General features: G+C 36.1%; 18 protein-coding genes. 13 read left to right on the plus strand and 5 right to left on the minus strand.

All coding sequences use genetic code 11. The features are described 5' to 3' along the window. Positions 1 to 14 precede the first annotated feature (14 nt). Positions 15 to 926, plus strand: coding sequence for an ABC transporter ATP-binding protein (locus AC0OM3_RS05875; RefSeq protein WP_000180624.1), 912 nt, complete (start codon positions 15 to 17; stop codon positions 924 to 926). Continuing rightward, on the plus strand, positions 919 to 1863 hold the full coding sequence (locus AC0OM3_RS05880) for an ABC transporter permease (RefSeq protein WP_000482759.1): 945 nt from the start codon (positions 919 to 921) through the stop codon (positions 1861 to 1863). The genes AC0OM3_RS05875 and AC0OM3_RS05880 overlap by 8 nt, the downstream gene beginning before the upstream one ends. Positions 1864 to 1910: 47 nt before the next feature. On the opposite strand, the gene AC0OM3_RS05885 is transcribed toward AC0OM3_RS05880, so the two are convergent. Both AC0OM3_RS05885 and AC0OM3_RS05890 read right to left on the minus strand, forming a co-directional pair. Beyond that, positions 1911 to 3056 (minus strand): M20 peptidase aminoacylase family protein, encoded by a 1146-nt coding sequence (locus AC0OM3_RS05885; RefSeq protein WP_000253681.1) that lies wholly within the window; start codon positions 3054 to 3056, stop codon positions 1911 to 1913. Positions 3057 to 3195: 139 nt separating this feature from the next. Next, the gene (locus AC0OM3_RS05890; RefSeq protein WP_000947038.1) at positions 3196 to 4104 is read right to left on the minus strand and encodes an EamA family transporter; all 909 of its coding nucleotides are present in this window, start codon (positions 4102 to 4104) and stop codon (positions 3196 to 3198) included. A 343-nt stretch (positions 4105 to 4447) separates the two neighbouring features. Between AC0OM3_RS05890 and AC0OM3_RS05895 the strand changes: the two genes are divergently transcribed. The 3 genes from AC0OM3_RS05895 (at position 4448) to AC0OM3_RS05905 (ending at position 5897) form a co-directional block, all read left to right on the plus strand. Continuing rightward, complete coding sequence (locus AC0OM3_RS05895) at positions 4448 to 4576, plus strand: peptidase T (protein ID WP_074593505.1); 129 nt, start codon at positions 4448 to 4450, stop codon at positions 4574 to 4576. 16 nt (positions 4577 to 4592) lie between these two features. Beyond that, positions 4593 to 5300, plus strand: a complete 708-nt coding sequence (gene ccdA, locus AC0OM3_RS05900) for a cytochrome c-type biogenesis protein CcdA (protein ID WP_001152676.1) — start codon at positions 4593 to 4595, stop codon at positions 5298 to 5300. A 90-nt stretch (positions 5301 to 5390) separates the two neighbouring features. After that, positions 5391 to 5897: a CcdC family protein gene (locus AC0OM3_RS05905; RefSeq protein WP_001028440.1), complete on the plus strand. Its 507-nt coding sequence runs from the start codon at positions 5391 to 5393 to the stop codon at positions 5895 to 5897. 71 nt (positions 5898 to 5968) lie between these two features. On the opposite strand, the gene AC0OM3_RS05910 is transcribed toward AC0OM3_RS05905, so the two are convergent. Both AC0OM3_RS05910 and AC0OM3_RS05915 read right to left on the minus strand, forming a co-directional pair. Next, on the minus strand, positions 5969 to 6400 hold the full coding sequence (locus AC0OM3_RS05910; RefSeq protein ID WP_000889393.1) for a DUF2621 domain-containing protein: 432 nt from the start codon (positions 6398 to 6400) through the stop codon (positions 5969 to 5971). Positions 6401 to 6503: 103 nt separating this feature from the next. Then, positions 6504 to 6800, minus strand: coding sequence for a hypothetical protein (locus AC0OM3_RS05915; RefSeq protein WP_000262406.1), 297 nt, complete (start codon positions 6798 to 6800; stop codon positions 6504 to 6506). A gap of 245 nt (positions 6801 to 7045) precedes the next feature. On the opposite strand from AC0OM3_RS05915, the gene AC0OM3_RS05920 reads away from it, so the two are divergent. Then, the gene (locus AC0OM3_RS05920) at positions 7046 to 7633 is read left to right on the plus strand and encodes an AAA family ATPase (RefSeq protein WP_003302191.1); all 588 of its coding nucleotides are present in this window, start codon (positions 7046 to 7048) and stop codon (positions 7631 to 7633) included. Then, positions 7630 to 8202, plus strand: coding sequence for a DJ-1/PfpI family protein (locus tag AC0OM3_RS05925; protein WP_000722208.1), 573 nt, complete (start codon positions 7630 to 7632; stop codon positions 8200 to 8202). Before AC0OM3_RS05920 ends, AC0OM3_RS05925 begins: the two co-directional genes overlap by 4 nt. 13 nt (positions 8203 to 8215) lie before the next feature. On the opposite strand, the gene AC0OM3_RS05930 is transcribed toward AC0OM3_RS05925, so the two are convergent. Then, a complete protein-coding gene (locus AC0OM3_RS05930) occupies positions 8216 to 9163 on the minus strand; it encodes a class I SAM-dependent methyltransferase (RefSeq protein WP_131250045.1) in 948 nt (315 codons plus the stop codon). A 194-nt stretch (positions 9164 to 9357) separates the two neighbouring features. On the opposite strand from AC0OM3_RS05930, the gene hutP reads away from it, so the two are divergent. The 6 genes from hutP to AC0OM3_RS05960 all read left to right on the plus strand — a co-directional run bounded on the left by hutP (position 9358) and on the right by AC0OM3_RS05960 (position 16058). Next, a complete protein-coding gene (hutP, locus tag AC0OM3_RS05935) occupies positions 9358 to 9798 on the plus strand; it encodes a hut operon transcriptional regulator HutP (RefSeq protein WP_000926517.1) in 441 nt (146 codons plus the stop codon). Positions 9799 to 9902: 104 nt separating this feature from the next. Continuing rightward, a complete protein-coding gene (gene hutH, locus AC0OM3_RS05940; RefSeq protein WP_089148855.1) occupies positions 9903 to 11420 on the plus strand; it encodes a histidine ammonia-lyase in 1518 nt (505 codons plus the stop codon). A gap of 23 nt (positions 11421 to 11443) precedes the next feature. Continuing rightward, the gene (gene hutU / locus AC0OM3_RS05945) at positions 11444 to 13102 is read left to right on the plus strand and encodes a urocanate hydratase (protein WP_000416945.1); all 1659 of its coding nucleotides are present in this window, start codon (positions 11444 to 11446) and stop codon (positions 13100 to 13102) included. A gap of 12 nt (positions 13103 to 13114) precedes the next feature. Continuing rightward, on the plus strand, positions 13115 to 14386 hold the full coding sequence (gene hutI / locus AC0OM3_RS05950) for an imidazolonepropionase (protein WP_000887544.1): 1272 nt from the start codon (positions 13115 to 13117) through the stop codon (positions 14384 to 14386). Then, on the plus strand, positions 14365 to 15336 hold the full coding sequence (gene hutG / locus AC0OM3_RS05955) for a formimidoylglutamase (protein WP_061884491.1): 972 nt from the start codon (positions 14365 to 14367) through the stop codon (positions 15334 to 15336). Before hutI ends, hutG begins: the two co-directional genes overlap by 22 nt. Before the next feature lie 260 nt (positions 15337 to 15596). Beyond that, positions 15597 to 16058: a CarD family transcriptional regulator gene (locus AC0OM3_RS05960; protein WP_175423368.1), complete on the plus strand. Its 462-nt coding sequence runs from the start codon at positions 15597 to 15599 to the stop codon at positions 16056 to 16058. Positions 16059 to 16277: the final 219 nt, after the last annotated feature.

The following is a 16277-nucleotide window of genomic DNA, read 5'->3' on the forward strand; positions in this document are numbered from 1 at the left end:
AAAGGTTGTATAGAATGACAAATGAACAATCAATTGTAAAAGTCGATCGGTTAACGAAGCGAATCGGATCAAAGACACTTGTACAAAATATTAGTTTTGAAGTGAAAAAAGGCGAGGTTGTCGGTTTACTCGGACCAAACGGTGCTGGAAAAACGACTTTAATGAGAATGATGGTTGGTATGATCCGTATGACAGAAGGTGAAGTATGGATTGATGGTCAATCTGTGAAACAGCAATTCGAAAAAACCGCTGCGAAAATTGGAGCGGTAATTGAGACACCTGAATTTTATCCTTTTTTGAGTGGCTATGAAAATTTAACATATTTCGGACGAATGAATGGTAATGTGACTGAAGAACGTATCGATGAAGTAGTGAAATTGTTAGGGATGGGACAAGTAATTGATCGCAAAGTAAAAGCGTATTCACTCGGCATGAGACAACGTTTAGGAATCGCTCAGGCGCTTATTCACAATCCAGACGTGTTGATACTAGATGAACCGACAAATGGATTAGACCCTAGTGGAATACATGAAATGAGAATGTACATAAAAAAAATTGCACATGAACAAGGAAAAGCTGTACTTGTATCAAGTCACTTACTTTCAGAAGTTGAATTAATGTGTGACAGAGTTATCATTATTCAGCACGGGGAATATGTGGCTACGCAAAATATTCAGCATAGCCAAAGCGAAGAGATGGAGACGATCCGTATACGTGTAGATGATGCGAATAAAGCAGCGGAAATATTAGGGCATGATGTTTTAGTAAAAGATAATGAATTACTTATTAATGTAAAAGATGAAGAAATCCCAAATGTTATTCGTACATTGCTTGAGAAAAATATTCAAGTGTATCGTGTATATGAAGAAAGAAAAACGTTAGAAGAGCAATTTTTAGAATTAACAGGGGGAAAAGATATTGTTTAATTTAGTATATAATGAACTGTATAAAATATTTAAGCGGAAGCGAACGATTATTCCATTTGCAGTTATTGCAGTATTAATAATCGGATTAGGATGGGTTACGGTAAAGTATTTTGAACCGGAAACAAAAGGATGGAAAGTAGATTATACAGAACGTACTGTAGAAATTGAGAAAAAGCTTGGCATGAAAAAAGAAGCTATTTTAGCAGAAAAATCAGGGGATGAGCTTGTAAAAGAATACCAGCTTAAGATGAAGCATTTAGATACGGATACAGCACCGGCAAGCAGTTCTCCACTTTCTTTCATGAGAGATACAGGTTTTATCGTATTTCCAATTTTGCTCCCATTTATCCTCGTGTATGCAAGTACAATTTTTGCGAATGAATATAGCTGGGGAACATATAAATTTTTAACAATCCGTCCGGCGAGTCGATTTAAAATTTTAACAGCAAAGTTTTTAGCAATCGTTATATTTGCAGCTTTATTGTTTATATTTAATATGATTTTCTCCGCTTTATGTGGACTTGTTATTTATAAATTCCAACAGCCTGCATGGAGTGAGTTTATTTTCCAAGATGGAAATATAATAAAACAAAATATTTTTGTGGAAGCAAGTAAATATTATGTTTTATCATGGTTACCAACGGTTGTGTATGCATCGTTTGCATTTATGATTTCTGTGTTAACGAGATCTAGTGGAGGTGCAATTGGTATTTCACTATTCCTTGCTTTATCAGGCAATATTGCGTTATTAGCAGCCACTAGATATAACTGGGCGAAATATTTATTGCCAGCAAACACAGATTTATATAGTATTTCAAAGAATGGAAGTTTTATTGATGGAGTAACATTCCCGTTTGCATCATGTATGTTACTACTTTATTTGTTCGTATTTTTATGTATTTCATATACTGTGTTTTTAAAACGTGATTTAACTTAATAAGAAAAGCCGTTCAGGGTGCTGAGATGCACTTTGAACGGCTTTTTTTATGAGAATTGTTTAAGTGCTCTTTCGGCTAGTAAAGCAAAGTATTCTGCACTTATAGGCAGTGCCTCTTCATTAATTGTAAAAGCAGGATGATGCCATTCATGTGTACCGCTCGTTCCCATAAAGACGAATGAACCTGGTATTTCCTGTTGGTAAAATGAAAAATCTTCTCCAGCCATTGACGGACTAGGTGAGATGATATTAAGATTCATCTTTGTGGCAACTTGAGTAGATAAGTCTGTAAGAGCTTTATCGTTGTGAACAGCAGGAGGACCTGAAAAAAAACGGAATTCCGTTTTTACACCTAATGCATCAGATACACCTTTAATAATACGCTCCATGAGTGCTGGAATCTTTTCACGTGTTTCAGCTTGGAACGTGCGAATAGTACCTTCTAATGTAGCTTTTTCAGGAATCACGTTCCACGTATTTCCTGCATGAATATTTGTGACACTAACAACCGCATTATGAGATGAACTTATATTTCGGCTTACAATTGTTTGCAGTGCCATCACAATTTGAGAGGATGCGACAATAGGATCTACGCCAGCATCTGGTACAGCCGCGTGTGTACCAACTCCGTGAATTTCAATTTCAAATCGATCAACTCCGGCCATCAGTGGACCATCTTTAATGCCAATAGTACCTACTGGTAAATCAGGTTTATTATGCATGCCGAAAATCGCTTGCACATTACGTAAATGTCCAGCATCAATAACTTTGCAAGCGCCATTACTACTTTCTTCAGCTGGTTGGAATATGAAGCGAACCGTTCCATTTAGGGAAGATTCTCTTTCTTTTAATAAGAAAGCAGTACCTAAAATAGCAGCTGTATGAAAATCGTGTCCACAAGCATGCATTTTCCCTCGTACTTTAGATGCATAGGACAAATGTGTTTCTTCTTGAATAGGAAGAGCATCAATATCAGCACGAACTGCTACAATTGGTCCGTTTTTATTACCAGACACTTCAGCGATAATTCCTGTTTCTAAATTGGAATCAATGATAGTAATATTTTTTTCTTCTAACCAATTTTTTATTGCTTTTGTTGTTTCGAACTCTTCATATGATAGTTCTGGATACTCATGTAAATGTCGACGCATGGAAATAAGTTTTTCTTTTAGTTGATTTGAAATAGATACCATGTAGTATGCCTTCTTTCTTCAGCAAAATATTTATCATAAGTATACAACAATAAAAGAGAGGATTCTCAAATGAAAATCCTCTCTCGTTTATCCCGTATTAATGGGCAGCCCGATTGGTTCAACTAATTAAAGTTTTACTTTATGCTGCGACTTTTTTATGCGTATGATGTTTACGATAACGTCCACGCATTGCGTATGCAATTTGCGGGATTGCAATCCCAATTAATATAAGTGATACACCGAACCATTGTGAAGATAGTACAGCTTCTTTTAAAACGAATACTGACATAATTGTTGTAACTGGTAGTTCCGCTGCACCAAGAATAGTTGCTAAGCCAGAACCGATTTTTGGAATACCGATTGTAAAGGCAATAGATGGAATTACGATACTAAATGTTCCTAATCCTAAACCATATTTCCATAGACCTTGAGAAATGGCACCATTAAAAATAAATGTTGGTGGGAATACAATCATGACTAAAGTTAAAGCACCAGTCATTAAGAGAACACCGCGCGGTAATGAAGGTACTTCAACAGCAACTTTTCCGCTCACGAAAATGTATGTTGCGAATGTAACAGCAGATAATAAACCTAAAATGATCCCAGTCGTATCGAAAGCACCTACTGATTGTTCAAATAAACCACTTGATAAAAATGTCCCTACAAGTAAGAAAATAACAGAAATAACTTTTTCTCTTGAAGGTAATGTTTTTGTTGCGACTGCTTCAATGATAATTCCGACCCAAACGAATTGGAATAAAAGAATAATTGCAATAGAAGCTGGTACAGTTTTTAATGAAGCATAATAAAAAATTCCGGTAAAACTTGCAGATGTTCCTGCAACGAATAAAAGTAATGCTTGCTTTAAAGGAACGCGATGTCTAGAAAATAGAAGTGTAATAGCAAGCAAAATAATCCAACCGAACAAATATTGGCTGCCAATTACCTCTCCAAGTGAAAATCCTTCTGCATATGCAAGCTTAACAAAAATAGCTAAAATTCCATAACTACACGCTCCTAATAAAACTAAAAGAGAATAACGAAGCATGAAAAATTCCTCCCATCTATATGAAGTTGTTCCGTATCGAAAATATATAACTAGAGGGAAGTATACAAAATTAGAAATAAAGGGTCAAATGAAAGAAAAGTATGACATTTTATAGAATAATAATAAAAGTATGATATTTATGCATAATCTTGAAATTATTAATAGTAGAAGTATTATAAAATCAACTTTGTATTGTATAGAGACAGCATTTGAAAAAAATATTTTTTTAAACCAATATGTATATAGACGTACTAGTAACGTGCTAATTATTTGAGAAACTATGTTACCTTTGTTATGGTAATAACAATTAAAGGAGTTGTAAAATCCATTTGAGTTTTTCTATATAATAGAAGGAAATGAAAACGTTTTATTAGAAACTGTGAGGAAGTATGGTTTTTCTTATTACCACGTTGTAAAAGTGATTTCACGAATTGTTCATAGTATTTTTATGTGTTTTTGTTACAATATTTAGGGAGAGGAGTGGAATGATGCAAGATATTAGTATTTTTTTAGCGTTTGGCGCCGGGTTCTTATCATTTATTTCCCCATGTTGCTTACCGCTTTATCCGGCATTTTTATCGTACATAACAGGTATGTCGGTTTCTGAATTGAAAGAAGAAAATGCAATGCTTCGCAAAAGAAGTATGATACATACAGCGTTTTTCTTACTTGGATTTTCAATTATATTTATTGCAATTGGATTTGGTACAAGTTTTATTGGAGGAATCTTTACTGACTATAAAGATTTAATCAGACAGTTAGGTGGTATATTTATCATCGTGTTCGGCTTAATTATTGTCGGGGTGTTTAAGCCGAAATTTTTAATGCAAGACCGTAAATTTACATTTAAAAATCGTCCAAGTGGCTATTTTGGATCAGTACTAATTGGATTAGCTTTTGCAGCAGGGTGGACGCCATGTACCGGACCAATTCTAGTGTCCGTAATTGGATTAGCAGCAACAAATCCAGAATCAGCAATGATATACATGATTGCTTACATACTTGGATTTGCAATCCCGTTTTTCGTATTGTCATTCTTTATTACGAAAATGTCTTGGATTAAAAGAAATAGTATGGCCTTCATGAAAGTCGGAGGATATATTATGATTGTTATGGGTGTCTTCCTATACTTTAACTGGATGACGAAAATTATCGTATATTTCTCAAGTTTATTTGGTGGTTTTACTGGTTTTTAGTATTATTCTGCGAAAATGTTGGAAATACTAACGGAAAAGCATATAATGAAAGTATATTTTGCATATAGCCACAAAAAAGGATGAGAAAATATGAACATAGTTCTTTTATCAAGTATCGTTGCTGTTTGTATGGCTGTCGGTGCGATGTTTATTCGTTTAAAAGCAGCTAAGAAACCTGCAACATTGAAAAAAATTATACTTCCGCCATTTTTTATGAGTACGGGCGCATTGATGTATGTTTTTCCTGAATTTCGATTAACTCCAGCAGAAATGTTAGAAGCAATTGGTGTCGGTTTGATTTTCTCTATTTTTCTTATTAAAACATCTAAATTTGAAATTAGAGGACAAGAGATTTATTTGAAGCGTTCAAAAGCCTTTGTTTTTATATTAATTGGATTACTTGTAGTGCGGATTGTATTTAAAACATACTTAAGTCAATCTCTTGATTTAGGACAACTTAGTGGCATGTTCTTCTTACTTGCGTTTGCGATGATTGTGTCATGGAGAATTGCAATGTATCGTTCCTTTACGAAATTACAGAAGGAAATGGAAAAAGAAGATGGTTTTTATAATGAAAAAGATATGAAGCTAACTTAAAAACTGTATATGTATTAAATAAAAAAGACAGCGTCAAAGGCGCTGTCTTTTTTATCGAAAATAATATGAAGTTACTTTGCAAGTAAAGATTGATAGTTAGAATAATCAATCTTTTTTTCTTGTAGTTTTTTAATTAAAAATTTATGATCACGCTTTGGTGTGGCAATGATGTATCCTTTAATAATTAAGTCTTGTGTAATTTGAGAGGCATTTTCTTGTAATGCAAGTTCTCCAATTTTTCCAGCAATCTTTGATTTTGCAACATCGCGAAATAGTTCTGGAACAGGACTTACAAGCTCTTCTAACAATTGTTTTTGTTCGTCAGTCCATAAATGTCTCGTTTTATTTATGTAGTGTTCTTCCCAATCTAAAATGGACATGCCGTCTTCTTTCGGTAAACGTTTTAAAAATTTTCTGAACATAAAGTATCCACCGATAGACATAAGCCCTAATAAAATAACCGTCCATAATACAATGAACCAACTGAACCATCCCTCGAGCAAGCATATCCCCCCTTAATGATAGCGGTTTTCTTTTATTCATATTATATACAGTGAGATTCATAGAAAGCAAGAACGCTTGGTCATTTTGACCAAGCGTTATAGTTTAAACGAAGTATAGTTGTTCAACACATAAATTATTATTATCGTCTTCAACATACTCAATAATAAGTGTGCCAACTTTACGATCTTTATCTTCAGTTGTGAAAATAGAGTAAGAAGTAAAACGTGTTTTTGATAGGCCGCTTATATGTGTAGGTAAAGAAATGTAGTTGTTATCGCGGAAGAATTCCATCAGTTCAATATCCTCAAATTCTTTTCGGTCAACTTGTTTGTTTGTATAGCGGCGTTGAAGTTGTTTTAAAGATTCATTCCAAGAAATTGCTTTTGTGTCGTATACCATTGTTCTATCTCCTTACTGTATGTAATTATTAAGAACATACGTTCTAATCTAGTATACTCTTTTTATTAGAAAAGGGAAAGCAAAAAATAATGTAAGCTTGGATTTCCAAGCTTACATTATTGATGCGTCCGTCATAATCTCTATTTTTCATTATAAGTTAGATAAGAATAAGAAACAAGATGATATATATAATGTTGAGAGTTTTCAAGGTTCTGTATATTATAGGTGTACTAAAGTGTAAGGGAATGAGAGGCGTGGCATATGTAATTTCACTGCAAGGGCCGATGGCTAGCGGAAAAACAACATTAGCAAAAAGGTTAGAAAAGAGAGGGTTTCGAGTTATATATGAAAATCCATATCCAATTGTAGAGAAGCGAAAAAAATTGAATTTAGATATGAATTCAAAAGTAGGGTTTATTATGAATCAAAAAATGTTTATGGAAGCAAAAATTAAGGAGTTTCAAAATGTGAAAAATTCAGTCGTAATTTTTGATCGCGGACCAGAAGACATTGAGTTTTTTACACTCTTTTATCCAACGATTATAGGAGAAGAGTGGGATATAGAAACTGAATTGAAAGATGAATTATATAAATTAAGAGAATGCCGTTCGGATGCGATTTTTTACTTAGATGTTACGAAAAAGAATGTATATGCTAGAAAAAATAATGATAGAACAAGAAACAGAAGTACGTTTGAGGAGCAATTTAAATTAGTAGAAACTGAAAAAGATTGGTATAAACAATTTCCTGTAACTTATGTGGACACAAATAGATTAACAGTGAACAATTTAGAGGTATATTTTATGGACTGGCTAAAGGAGAGAGGGCTATGAAAAAAATACTTTTATTTGTATACCCAACATTTGCAGAGTTTGAAATAACAGTAGCAACGGCATTGCTGAAAAATAAATATGAAATCATCACAGCGGGCTTAACTAAAGAATTGGTTATAAGTGAAACCGGGTTGCAAGTGCAGCCGCATATAGAAGTAAGTGAAGTACGTGTAGATGAGTATGAGGGGATACTTATTCCAGGTGGAGAAGAAGTACAGTTGAAAGATGCAAAACCTCTTTTTTCAATCATTCGTCAATTTCATGAACAAGAAAAATTAGTGGCGGCAATTTGTGCTGGACCGTATGCGCTAGCAAAAGCAGGCTTATTCAAAGAAATCTCGTATACAGTGACCCTAGATTATCAAAAGCTTGATTGTTTTCCAGTAGAAAATTTTGTGTATAAAGAAGTTGTGCAACACTCAAATATCATTACAGCACAAGGGCATGCATTTGTGCCATTCGGAATAGCGATTGCCTCTTATTTTGGAGTAGCAAACGAACATAATATAAATTTTTACGGTGGTAAAGGGAATGTGATGATGGAAAAGCTTTTGCCTGAGAATGTATAAAAGCTAGCTAATGCTAGCTTTTTTCTTTTTGACATCGATAAATGGCTAACGTTTTCGGATCGCGCCATATACTATTATGAAGTAACAATTCATTTTCTACTTCTTCTTTTAGCCATTCCTTCATTTCGGTGTGAAGAAGTGTGTTATCCGGTATATTTAACGACGGAAACATGCTAGAAATATAGTTTACAATCGGAGTAGCATGATGAAAAACGAGAGCATTATGAATAACTGTTTCTTCAACAGTTGGAAAAACGGATTGTAATATCTCTTTACCGTTTTCTAAACAAAATGGAGTGACTGATGATGTTGTTTTCGGCAAATCAAATGCGTCTAACATGCGGTTACACATTTCAACTATACGAGGTAGTGTAACGCTAGAATTTGTTGTAGCTAAAAGTGAGCCACCAGGACGAATTACTTTATCGAATCCTTGAATTGTTTTTTCGACATCTTTCATGTGATATAGCATATGTCTTGCGACAATCCAGTCGTAGCAATTAGCTTCAAAAGGAAGTTTTCCAGCGTCACCTAGTCTCCATTCAATTAAATTATTCGTTTTAGTGGCTTCAGAAAGCATGGCTTCTGATTGATCAAAACCGGTTAATTGACCTTTATGGCCATTCGCTTGCAAAAGGGAAAGGAATTTTCCGTTAGCGCACCCAACCTCTAATATTCTTTCTCTCCCTTGAAGTTGTAAATGTTCAATAACGATTTCATCTAAATTCACTTGTTTTTCTTCGTAATGTTTATGTGTATCGATACGTGTTTGTAAATTGTTACTAACGCTATATTGCCGTTTTACATCATTCATTTTTTCATATTCCACTTTCATACAAAATTGTTGAATCGCATGTGTTAATACATCGGTTTTCTTTAAACCTTCGTAATGGAGTGCGGATTCAAACCTTTCAAGTAATTTTTCTTCAATTCGAAAATGAATATCTTTTCGCTTTTTCATTGAAATCTCTCCCCTTTGCATCTGTTAGTGAGACTATAGCATGCCTGAAAAATTTGTGTAAATCATTTGTGTACACAAATGGAGGAAATGAAAAAATTGTTTGAATGTGAGTTTAAACTATTGACGATTTAACCGTTTTCATATATTCTTAAATTAAGAAATATTCAAATAATTAAAAGAAATGAGAGAGTCACATGCTTCTTCAAGGAACACATCGAATTGGTCGTATGGCCATGCTGTTGGCACTTGCGGATGAGAATGAAAGCCCTGTATTATCCATTCCGAAAGGTTGGAAATATTGTACGGGGAAAGTGGGTTCGATGAATTCGCAAAAGGTTGTCGCAGCAATGGAAACAGCGGCTAAAAGCAACCAAGTTATTGAAACAGACGTTTACAGAGAAACACATGCACTTTATCATGCAATTATGGAAGCTTTGTACGGAGTGACGAGAGGTCAAATTCAGTTAGCAGACGTTCTTCGTACAGTAGGACTTCGTTTTGCGATTGTGCGCGGTACACCATATGACAGAAAAAAAGAAGGCGAATGGGTTGCTGTTGCATTATATGGAACGATTGGTGCACCTGTAAAAGGATCTGAGCATGAGGCGATTGGTTTAGGAATTAATCACATATGATTTGCCCATAGTCTATTAGTTAGAAGGGGGCCTTACTTTTTTAGGACAGAAGTCTGTCTTAAAAAAGATAAGGTCCCCTTTTGCCTTTTTAAGGAGGAAAAATGATGATTACGTTAACAGGACATACATTGACAGTTGAAGAAATGAAGAGGTTATTACTGGAAGGAGAAGGTGTAACAGCTTGTCCAAATAGTATGCAAAAGGTGGCGGAGTGCCGCGAAGTAGTTGAGAAAATTGTAGAGGACGGAAAAGTCGTTTACGGTATTACAACTGGATTTGGAAAGTTTAGTGATGTGCTTATTCAAAAAGATGATGTAAAGGCACTTCAACATAATTTAATTCAGTCACATGCATGTGGGATAGGTGATCCGTTCCCGGAAGAAGTATCACGCGGTATGTTAATTTTACGAGCGAACACGATGCTTAAAGGGGTATCTGGCGTTAGACCGCTCGTTGTAAATATGCTTCTTGAGTTTGTAAATCGTAAAATTCATCCAGTCGTTCCGCAACAAGGTTCACTTGGTGCAAGTGGAGATTTAGCACCTTTATCTCATCTTGCGCTCGTATTATTAGGCGAAGGTGAAGTGTTCTATAAAGGGAAACGCGTTCATGCAATGGTTGCTCTTACAGAAGAAGGGCTTGAGCCGATTGAACTTGAAGCGAAAGAAGGTCTTGCGTTAATTAATGGTACGCAGGCGATGACAGCACAAGGAGTTCTTTCTTATATAGAAGCAGAAGCAACGGCGTATCAAGCTGAACTAATTGCTTCGATGACAATTGAAGGGTTACAAGGCATTATTGATGCATTTGATGAAAATGTTCATAAAGCACGCGGTTATAAAGAGCAAGTGGAAGTAGCAAGCAGAATTCGTGACATTCTTCATGACAGTAAATTAACAACAAAACAAGGAGAACTACGTGTACAGGATGCATATTCACTTCGCTGTATCCCGCAAGTACACGGTGCTTCTTGGCAAGTTTTAAATTATGTGAAAGAAAAATTAGAAATTGAAATGAATGCCGCAACAGATAATCCGCTTATCTTTGATGGTGGGGAAAAAGTAATTTCGGGCGGGAATTTCCACGGTCAACCGATTGCGTTTGCGATGGACTTCTTAAAAGTAGGAATGGCAGAACTTGCAAATATTTCAGAGCGCCGTATTGAACGTTTAGTGAATCCGCAATTAAATGATTTACCACCATTTTTAAGTCCAGAACCAGGACTTCAGTCTGGTGCGATGATTATGCAATATGCTGCAGCATCACTAGTTTCTGAAAATAAAACGTTAGCACATCCGGCGAGTGTTGATTCAATCCCGTCATCAGCTAACCAAGAAGATCACGTAAGTATGGGAACAATCGCTTCACGCCATGCACATCAAATTATTCAAAACGTAAGACGTGTTCTTTCAATTGAAATGATTTGTGCGATGCAAGCTGCAGAATATCGCGGTATTGAAAACATGAGTACAGTGACGAAGAGCTTCTACCATCAAGGTCGTCAGCAAGTACCTTCTATTACAAATGACCGCATATTCTCAACGGATATTGAAAATATTGCGTATTGGTTAAAAACGAATTATTCGATCAAAGAAAGATTAGATGTAAACGCAGCACTATAAAATGAGAAAAAGGAGAGATTGAAATGGAAAAAGTACAACAAACAATTCGCGCGCCAAGAGGTACTGAGTTACAAACGAAAGGGTGGGTTCAAGAAGCTGCACTTCGTATGTTAATGAACAATTTAGATCCGGAAGTTGCTGAAAAACCAGAAGAATTGGTTGTATATGGCGGAATTGGCCGTGCAGCCCGTAACTGGGAAAGCTATCAGGCGATTGTAGATTCATTAAAAACGTTAGAAAGCGATGAAACGTTACTTGTTCAATCAGGAAAACCAGTTGCAATCTTTAAATCACATGAAGATGCACCGCGCGTTCTGTTAGCGAACTCAAACTTAGTACCAAAATGGGCAAACTGGGATCACTTCCGTGAACTAGAGAAAAAAGGTCTTATGATGTACGGACAAATGACAGCAGGTAGCTGGATTTATATTGGAACACAAGGTATTTTACAAGGAACATATGAAACATTTGGAGAAGCGGCACGTCAACATTTCGATGGTTCATTAAAAGGCACACTAACACTTACTGCTGGTTTAGGTGGTATGGGTGGTGCACAACCTCTTGCTGTAACGATGAATGGCGGTGTTGTTATCGCTATTGATGTTGATAAGCGCAGCATCGATCGCCGTATTGAAAAGAGATACTGTGATATGTATACAGAATCGTTAGAAGAAGCATTAACGGTTGCGAACGAGTATAAAGAGAAGAAAGAACCAATTTCAATTGGATTATTAGGCAATGCGGCAGAAATTTTACCAGAGCTAGTGAAGCGTAATATTACGCCAGATTTAGTTACGGATCAAACATCTGCACATGATCCATTAAACGGTTATATTCCAGTAGGTTACACATTAGAAGAAGCAGCGAAACTTCGTGAAGAAGATCCAGAGCGCTATGTACAATTATCAAAAGAGAGCATGACAAAACATGTGGAAGCAATGCTTGCTATGCAAGCAAAAGGTGCAATTACATTTGATTACGGAAATAACATTCGCCAAGTTGCTTTCGATGAAGGGTTGAAAAATGCATTCGATTTCCCAGGATTCGTTCCAGCATTTATCCGTCCATTATTCTGCGAAGGAAAAGGACCATTCCGCTGGGTAGCACTTTCTGGTGATCCAGAAGATATTTATAAAACAGACGAAGTAATTTTACGTGAGTTCGCTGATAATGAACATTTATGTAACTGGATTCGTATGGCACGTCAACAAGTTGAATTCCAAGGTCTTCCGTCACGTATTTGTTGGCTTGGTTACGGTGAGCGCGCGAAATTTGGTCGTATCATTAATGAAATGGTGGCAAATGGCGAATTATCAGCACCGATCGTTATCGGCCGTGACCATTTAGATTGCGGATCGGTAGCATCTCCAAACCGTGAAACAGAAGCGATGAAAGACGGTAGTGATGCAGTAGCTGACTGGCCAATTTTAAATGCATTAATTAACAGTGTAAACGGTGCAAGTTGGGTATCTGTTCACCACGGTGGCGGCGTTGGTATGGGATATTCACTTCACGCTGGAATGGTTATCGTTGCAGATGGAACAGAAGCAGCAGCAAAACGTATTGAGCGCGTATTAACTTCTGACCCTGGTATGGGTGTTGTTCGTCACGTGGATGCAGGATATGACTTGGCAGTGGAAACTGCGAAAGAAAAAGGCGTTAACATTCCAATGATGAAATAAGGAGGAGAAAACATGCTGGACACTTTACTAATAAATATCGGTCAATTACTAACAATGGATCAAGAAGATGGCTTGTTAAGACGGGAAGCGATGAACACGCTTCCTGTTATCGAAAACGGTGCGGTTGGAATTGAAAATGGTGTAATCACTTTCGTTGGAACAGTGGAAGAAGCGAAAGGACTTCAGGCGAAAGAAGTTATTGATTGCGGTGGGAAAATGGTTTCTCCTGGTCTTGTTGATCCGCATACTCATCTTGTATTTGGTGGATCTCGTGAAAATGAAATCGCACTAAAATTACAAGGAGTTCCGTACTTAGAAATTTTGGAAAAAGGGGGCGGTATTCTTTCAACTGTAAATGCAACGAAACAGGCGTCGAAAGAAGAACTTGTTCAAAAAGCGAAATTCCATTTAGACCGTATGCTATCTTTCGGAGTTACAACTGTAGAAGCGAAGAGTGGTTACGGATTAGATGATGAGACGGAATGGAAACAATTAGAGGCAACAGCACAATTACAAAAAGAGCATCCGATCGATTTAGTTTCAACATTTTTAGGTGCTCATGCAGTTCCGAAAGAGTATAAAGGTAGATCGAAAGAATTTTTACAATGGATGTTAGACCTACTACCAGAAATGAAAGAGAAGCAATTAGCGGAGTTCGTTGATATTTTCTGTGAAACAGGTGTGTTCTCTGTAGAAGAATCAAAAGAATTTTTATTAAAAGCGAAAGAGCTTGGCTTTGACGTGAAAATTCATGCAGATGAAATCGACCCTCTTGGTGGTGCGGAAGCAGCGGCAGAAATCGGTGCAGCATCAGCGGACCATTTAGTTGGAGCTTCTGATAAAGGAATTGAAATGCTTGCAAACTCGAATACAGTAGCAACATTATTACCAGGAACAACTTTCTATTTAAATAAAGAAAGCTTTGCTCGTGGTCGTAAAATGATTGATGAAGGTGTTGCAGTTGCGTTAGCTACAGACTTTAACCCAGGTAGCTGTCCAACTGAAAATATTCAGCTTATTATGAGCATTGCGATGCTAAAACTGAAAATGACACCAGAAGAAGTTTGGAATGCCGTAACGGTTAACTCATCATATGCCATTAACCGTGGTGATGTAGCTGGAAAAATTAGAGTTGGTCGTAAGGCAGATTTAGTTTTATGGGATGCTTACAATTATGCTTACGTACCGTATCATTACGGCGTAAGTCATGTGAATACAGTATGGAAGAATGGTAATATTGCATATACAAGAGGTGAACAATCGTGGAGCACGGCCACTATTTAAAGAAAAATGCAAAGTTTATTGATCGTGAAGTGACAAAATGGAGTGAGATGATTAAAGATTGGGAGGAAGGCGTAGAAATATTCGGTGCTGCCTTAATTGGAGCACCCCTTTCTAAACCATCTATTAGTCATTCAGGAGCAAGTTTTGCTCCAAAGACAATTCGTGCGATGTTAGATGCATATAGCACATATGCAATTACAGAAGAACACGATATGAAAGAAAGTGTCTTATATGATTGCGGCGATATTACGATGCATGTGACGGATATAAAAGAAAGTCATAAACGAATTGCAAAAACAGTTGGTCATGTAACGAAAGTAAATCCGAACATGATACCAATCGTTCTTGGCGGTGACCACTCGATTAGTTTTCCGAGTATAACAGGTTTTGCAAACAGTAAAGGAAAGGTCGGAATTATTCAATTTGATGCTCATCATGATTTACGTAATTTAGATGATGGAGGCCCGTCAAATGGTACACCATTCCGTAGTTTACTAGAAAATGATGTCATTACAGGGAAACAACTTGTTCAAATTGGAATTCGTAATTTTTCTAATGCACGTGCGTACCATGAATATTCAATAGAACATGGCGTGACAGTGTATACAATGAAAGATGTACGAGAGCGAGAAATAAAAGATATTATCACGGAAAGTATTGAAGTATTAAGAAATCAAGGTGTGACTTCTATTTATATTTCTCTTGATATGGATGTGCTAGACCAAGCGTTTGCACCAGGTTGTCCAGCAATTGGGCCTGGTGGAATGGATAGTACGACTTTACTAGATGCGATTGAATTCCTTGGTAAAGAACCGCTCGTTCAAGGGATGGATATAGTAGAGATTGATCCAACTCTTGATTTTAGGGATATGACGAGTAGAGTAGCAGCGCAAGTGATTATGAGTTTTCTTTTAGCGAGGGAAACGGTTAGTAAGCAGGTTAGTATATAGACGGAAAAGTAGATCTTTATTTATGTCTTATCAAAAACACATCACTACTTAAATGTAGTGATGTGTTTTTGTGTTAAAAGAGAATGAATGTGTGTGGAACTGTTAATGGAATTGCGGTTTTTATAGTGTATTGTGTAAATTTAATTTCTTGCTTCTGAAGTGTTGACGTGTAAAATAATTTTGTGATAAAATAAAAATTTTGCTAAAAAACTAAAATTGTGTTAAACTTGAGAAGGTTACCATATATGGAGGTGGATTATTTGTTTCAAATTGGCGATAACATTGTTTATCCAATGCAGGGAGCAGGTATAATTAAAGCCATAGAAGAGAAGGAAATCTCAGGAGAAAAACAACAGTATTATGTTATAAAAATGTCGGCTAGTAATATGGAACTAATGATTCCAGCAGGGAAAATATTGAATTCGAATATACGACCAGTTACGGATATAACCGCATTAGCACACATAATGGATATTTTTCAACATGGGGAATCAGATAGATTACTTACGTGGAAACAAAGGTATAAATTGAACACTGATAAAATAAAGACGGGTAAAATGCAAGAAGGTGCTGAAGTTGTGCGTGATTTAATGCGTATACAGAAAGAAAAAGCACTTAATGCAAGCGAAAAGAAGATGTTAGATAACGCATATGAATTTTTGATTAGTGAACTGGGATTAATTGAAGGTATCACAGAAAATCAGATAAAAAGCTTTTGTTAAGGTTCATTACAAATAATGTATTATATCCCAAAAAAGATCTTGAATTTTTTGGGAACATAATTATAGAAAATTTATCATTTCAAAGACATTCAACTCTTTCAAACCACTTTTAGAGCATTACCTCTATTGTTATTACTACAATCAAATCCATTTTTATTTTTTAATTTCATTTATGAATGTTCGAAGTTTAATTGAATACTTCGATAAAATAGTTACTTG

It is taken from the genome of Bacillus sp. FAU20 (genome assembly GCF_056033865.1).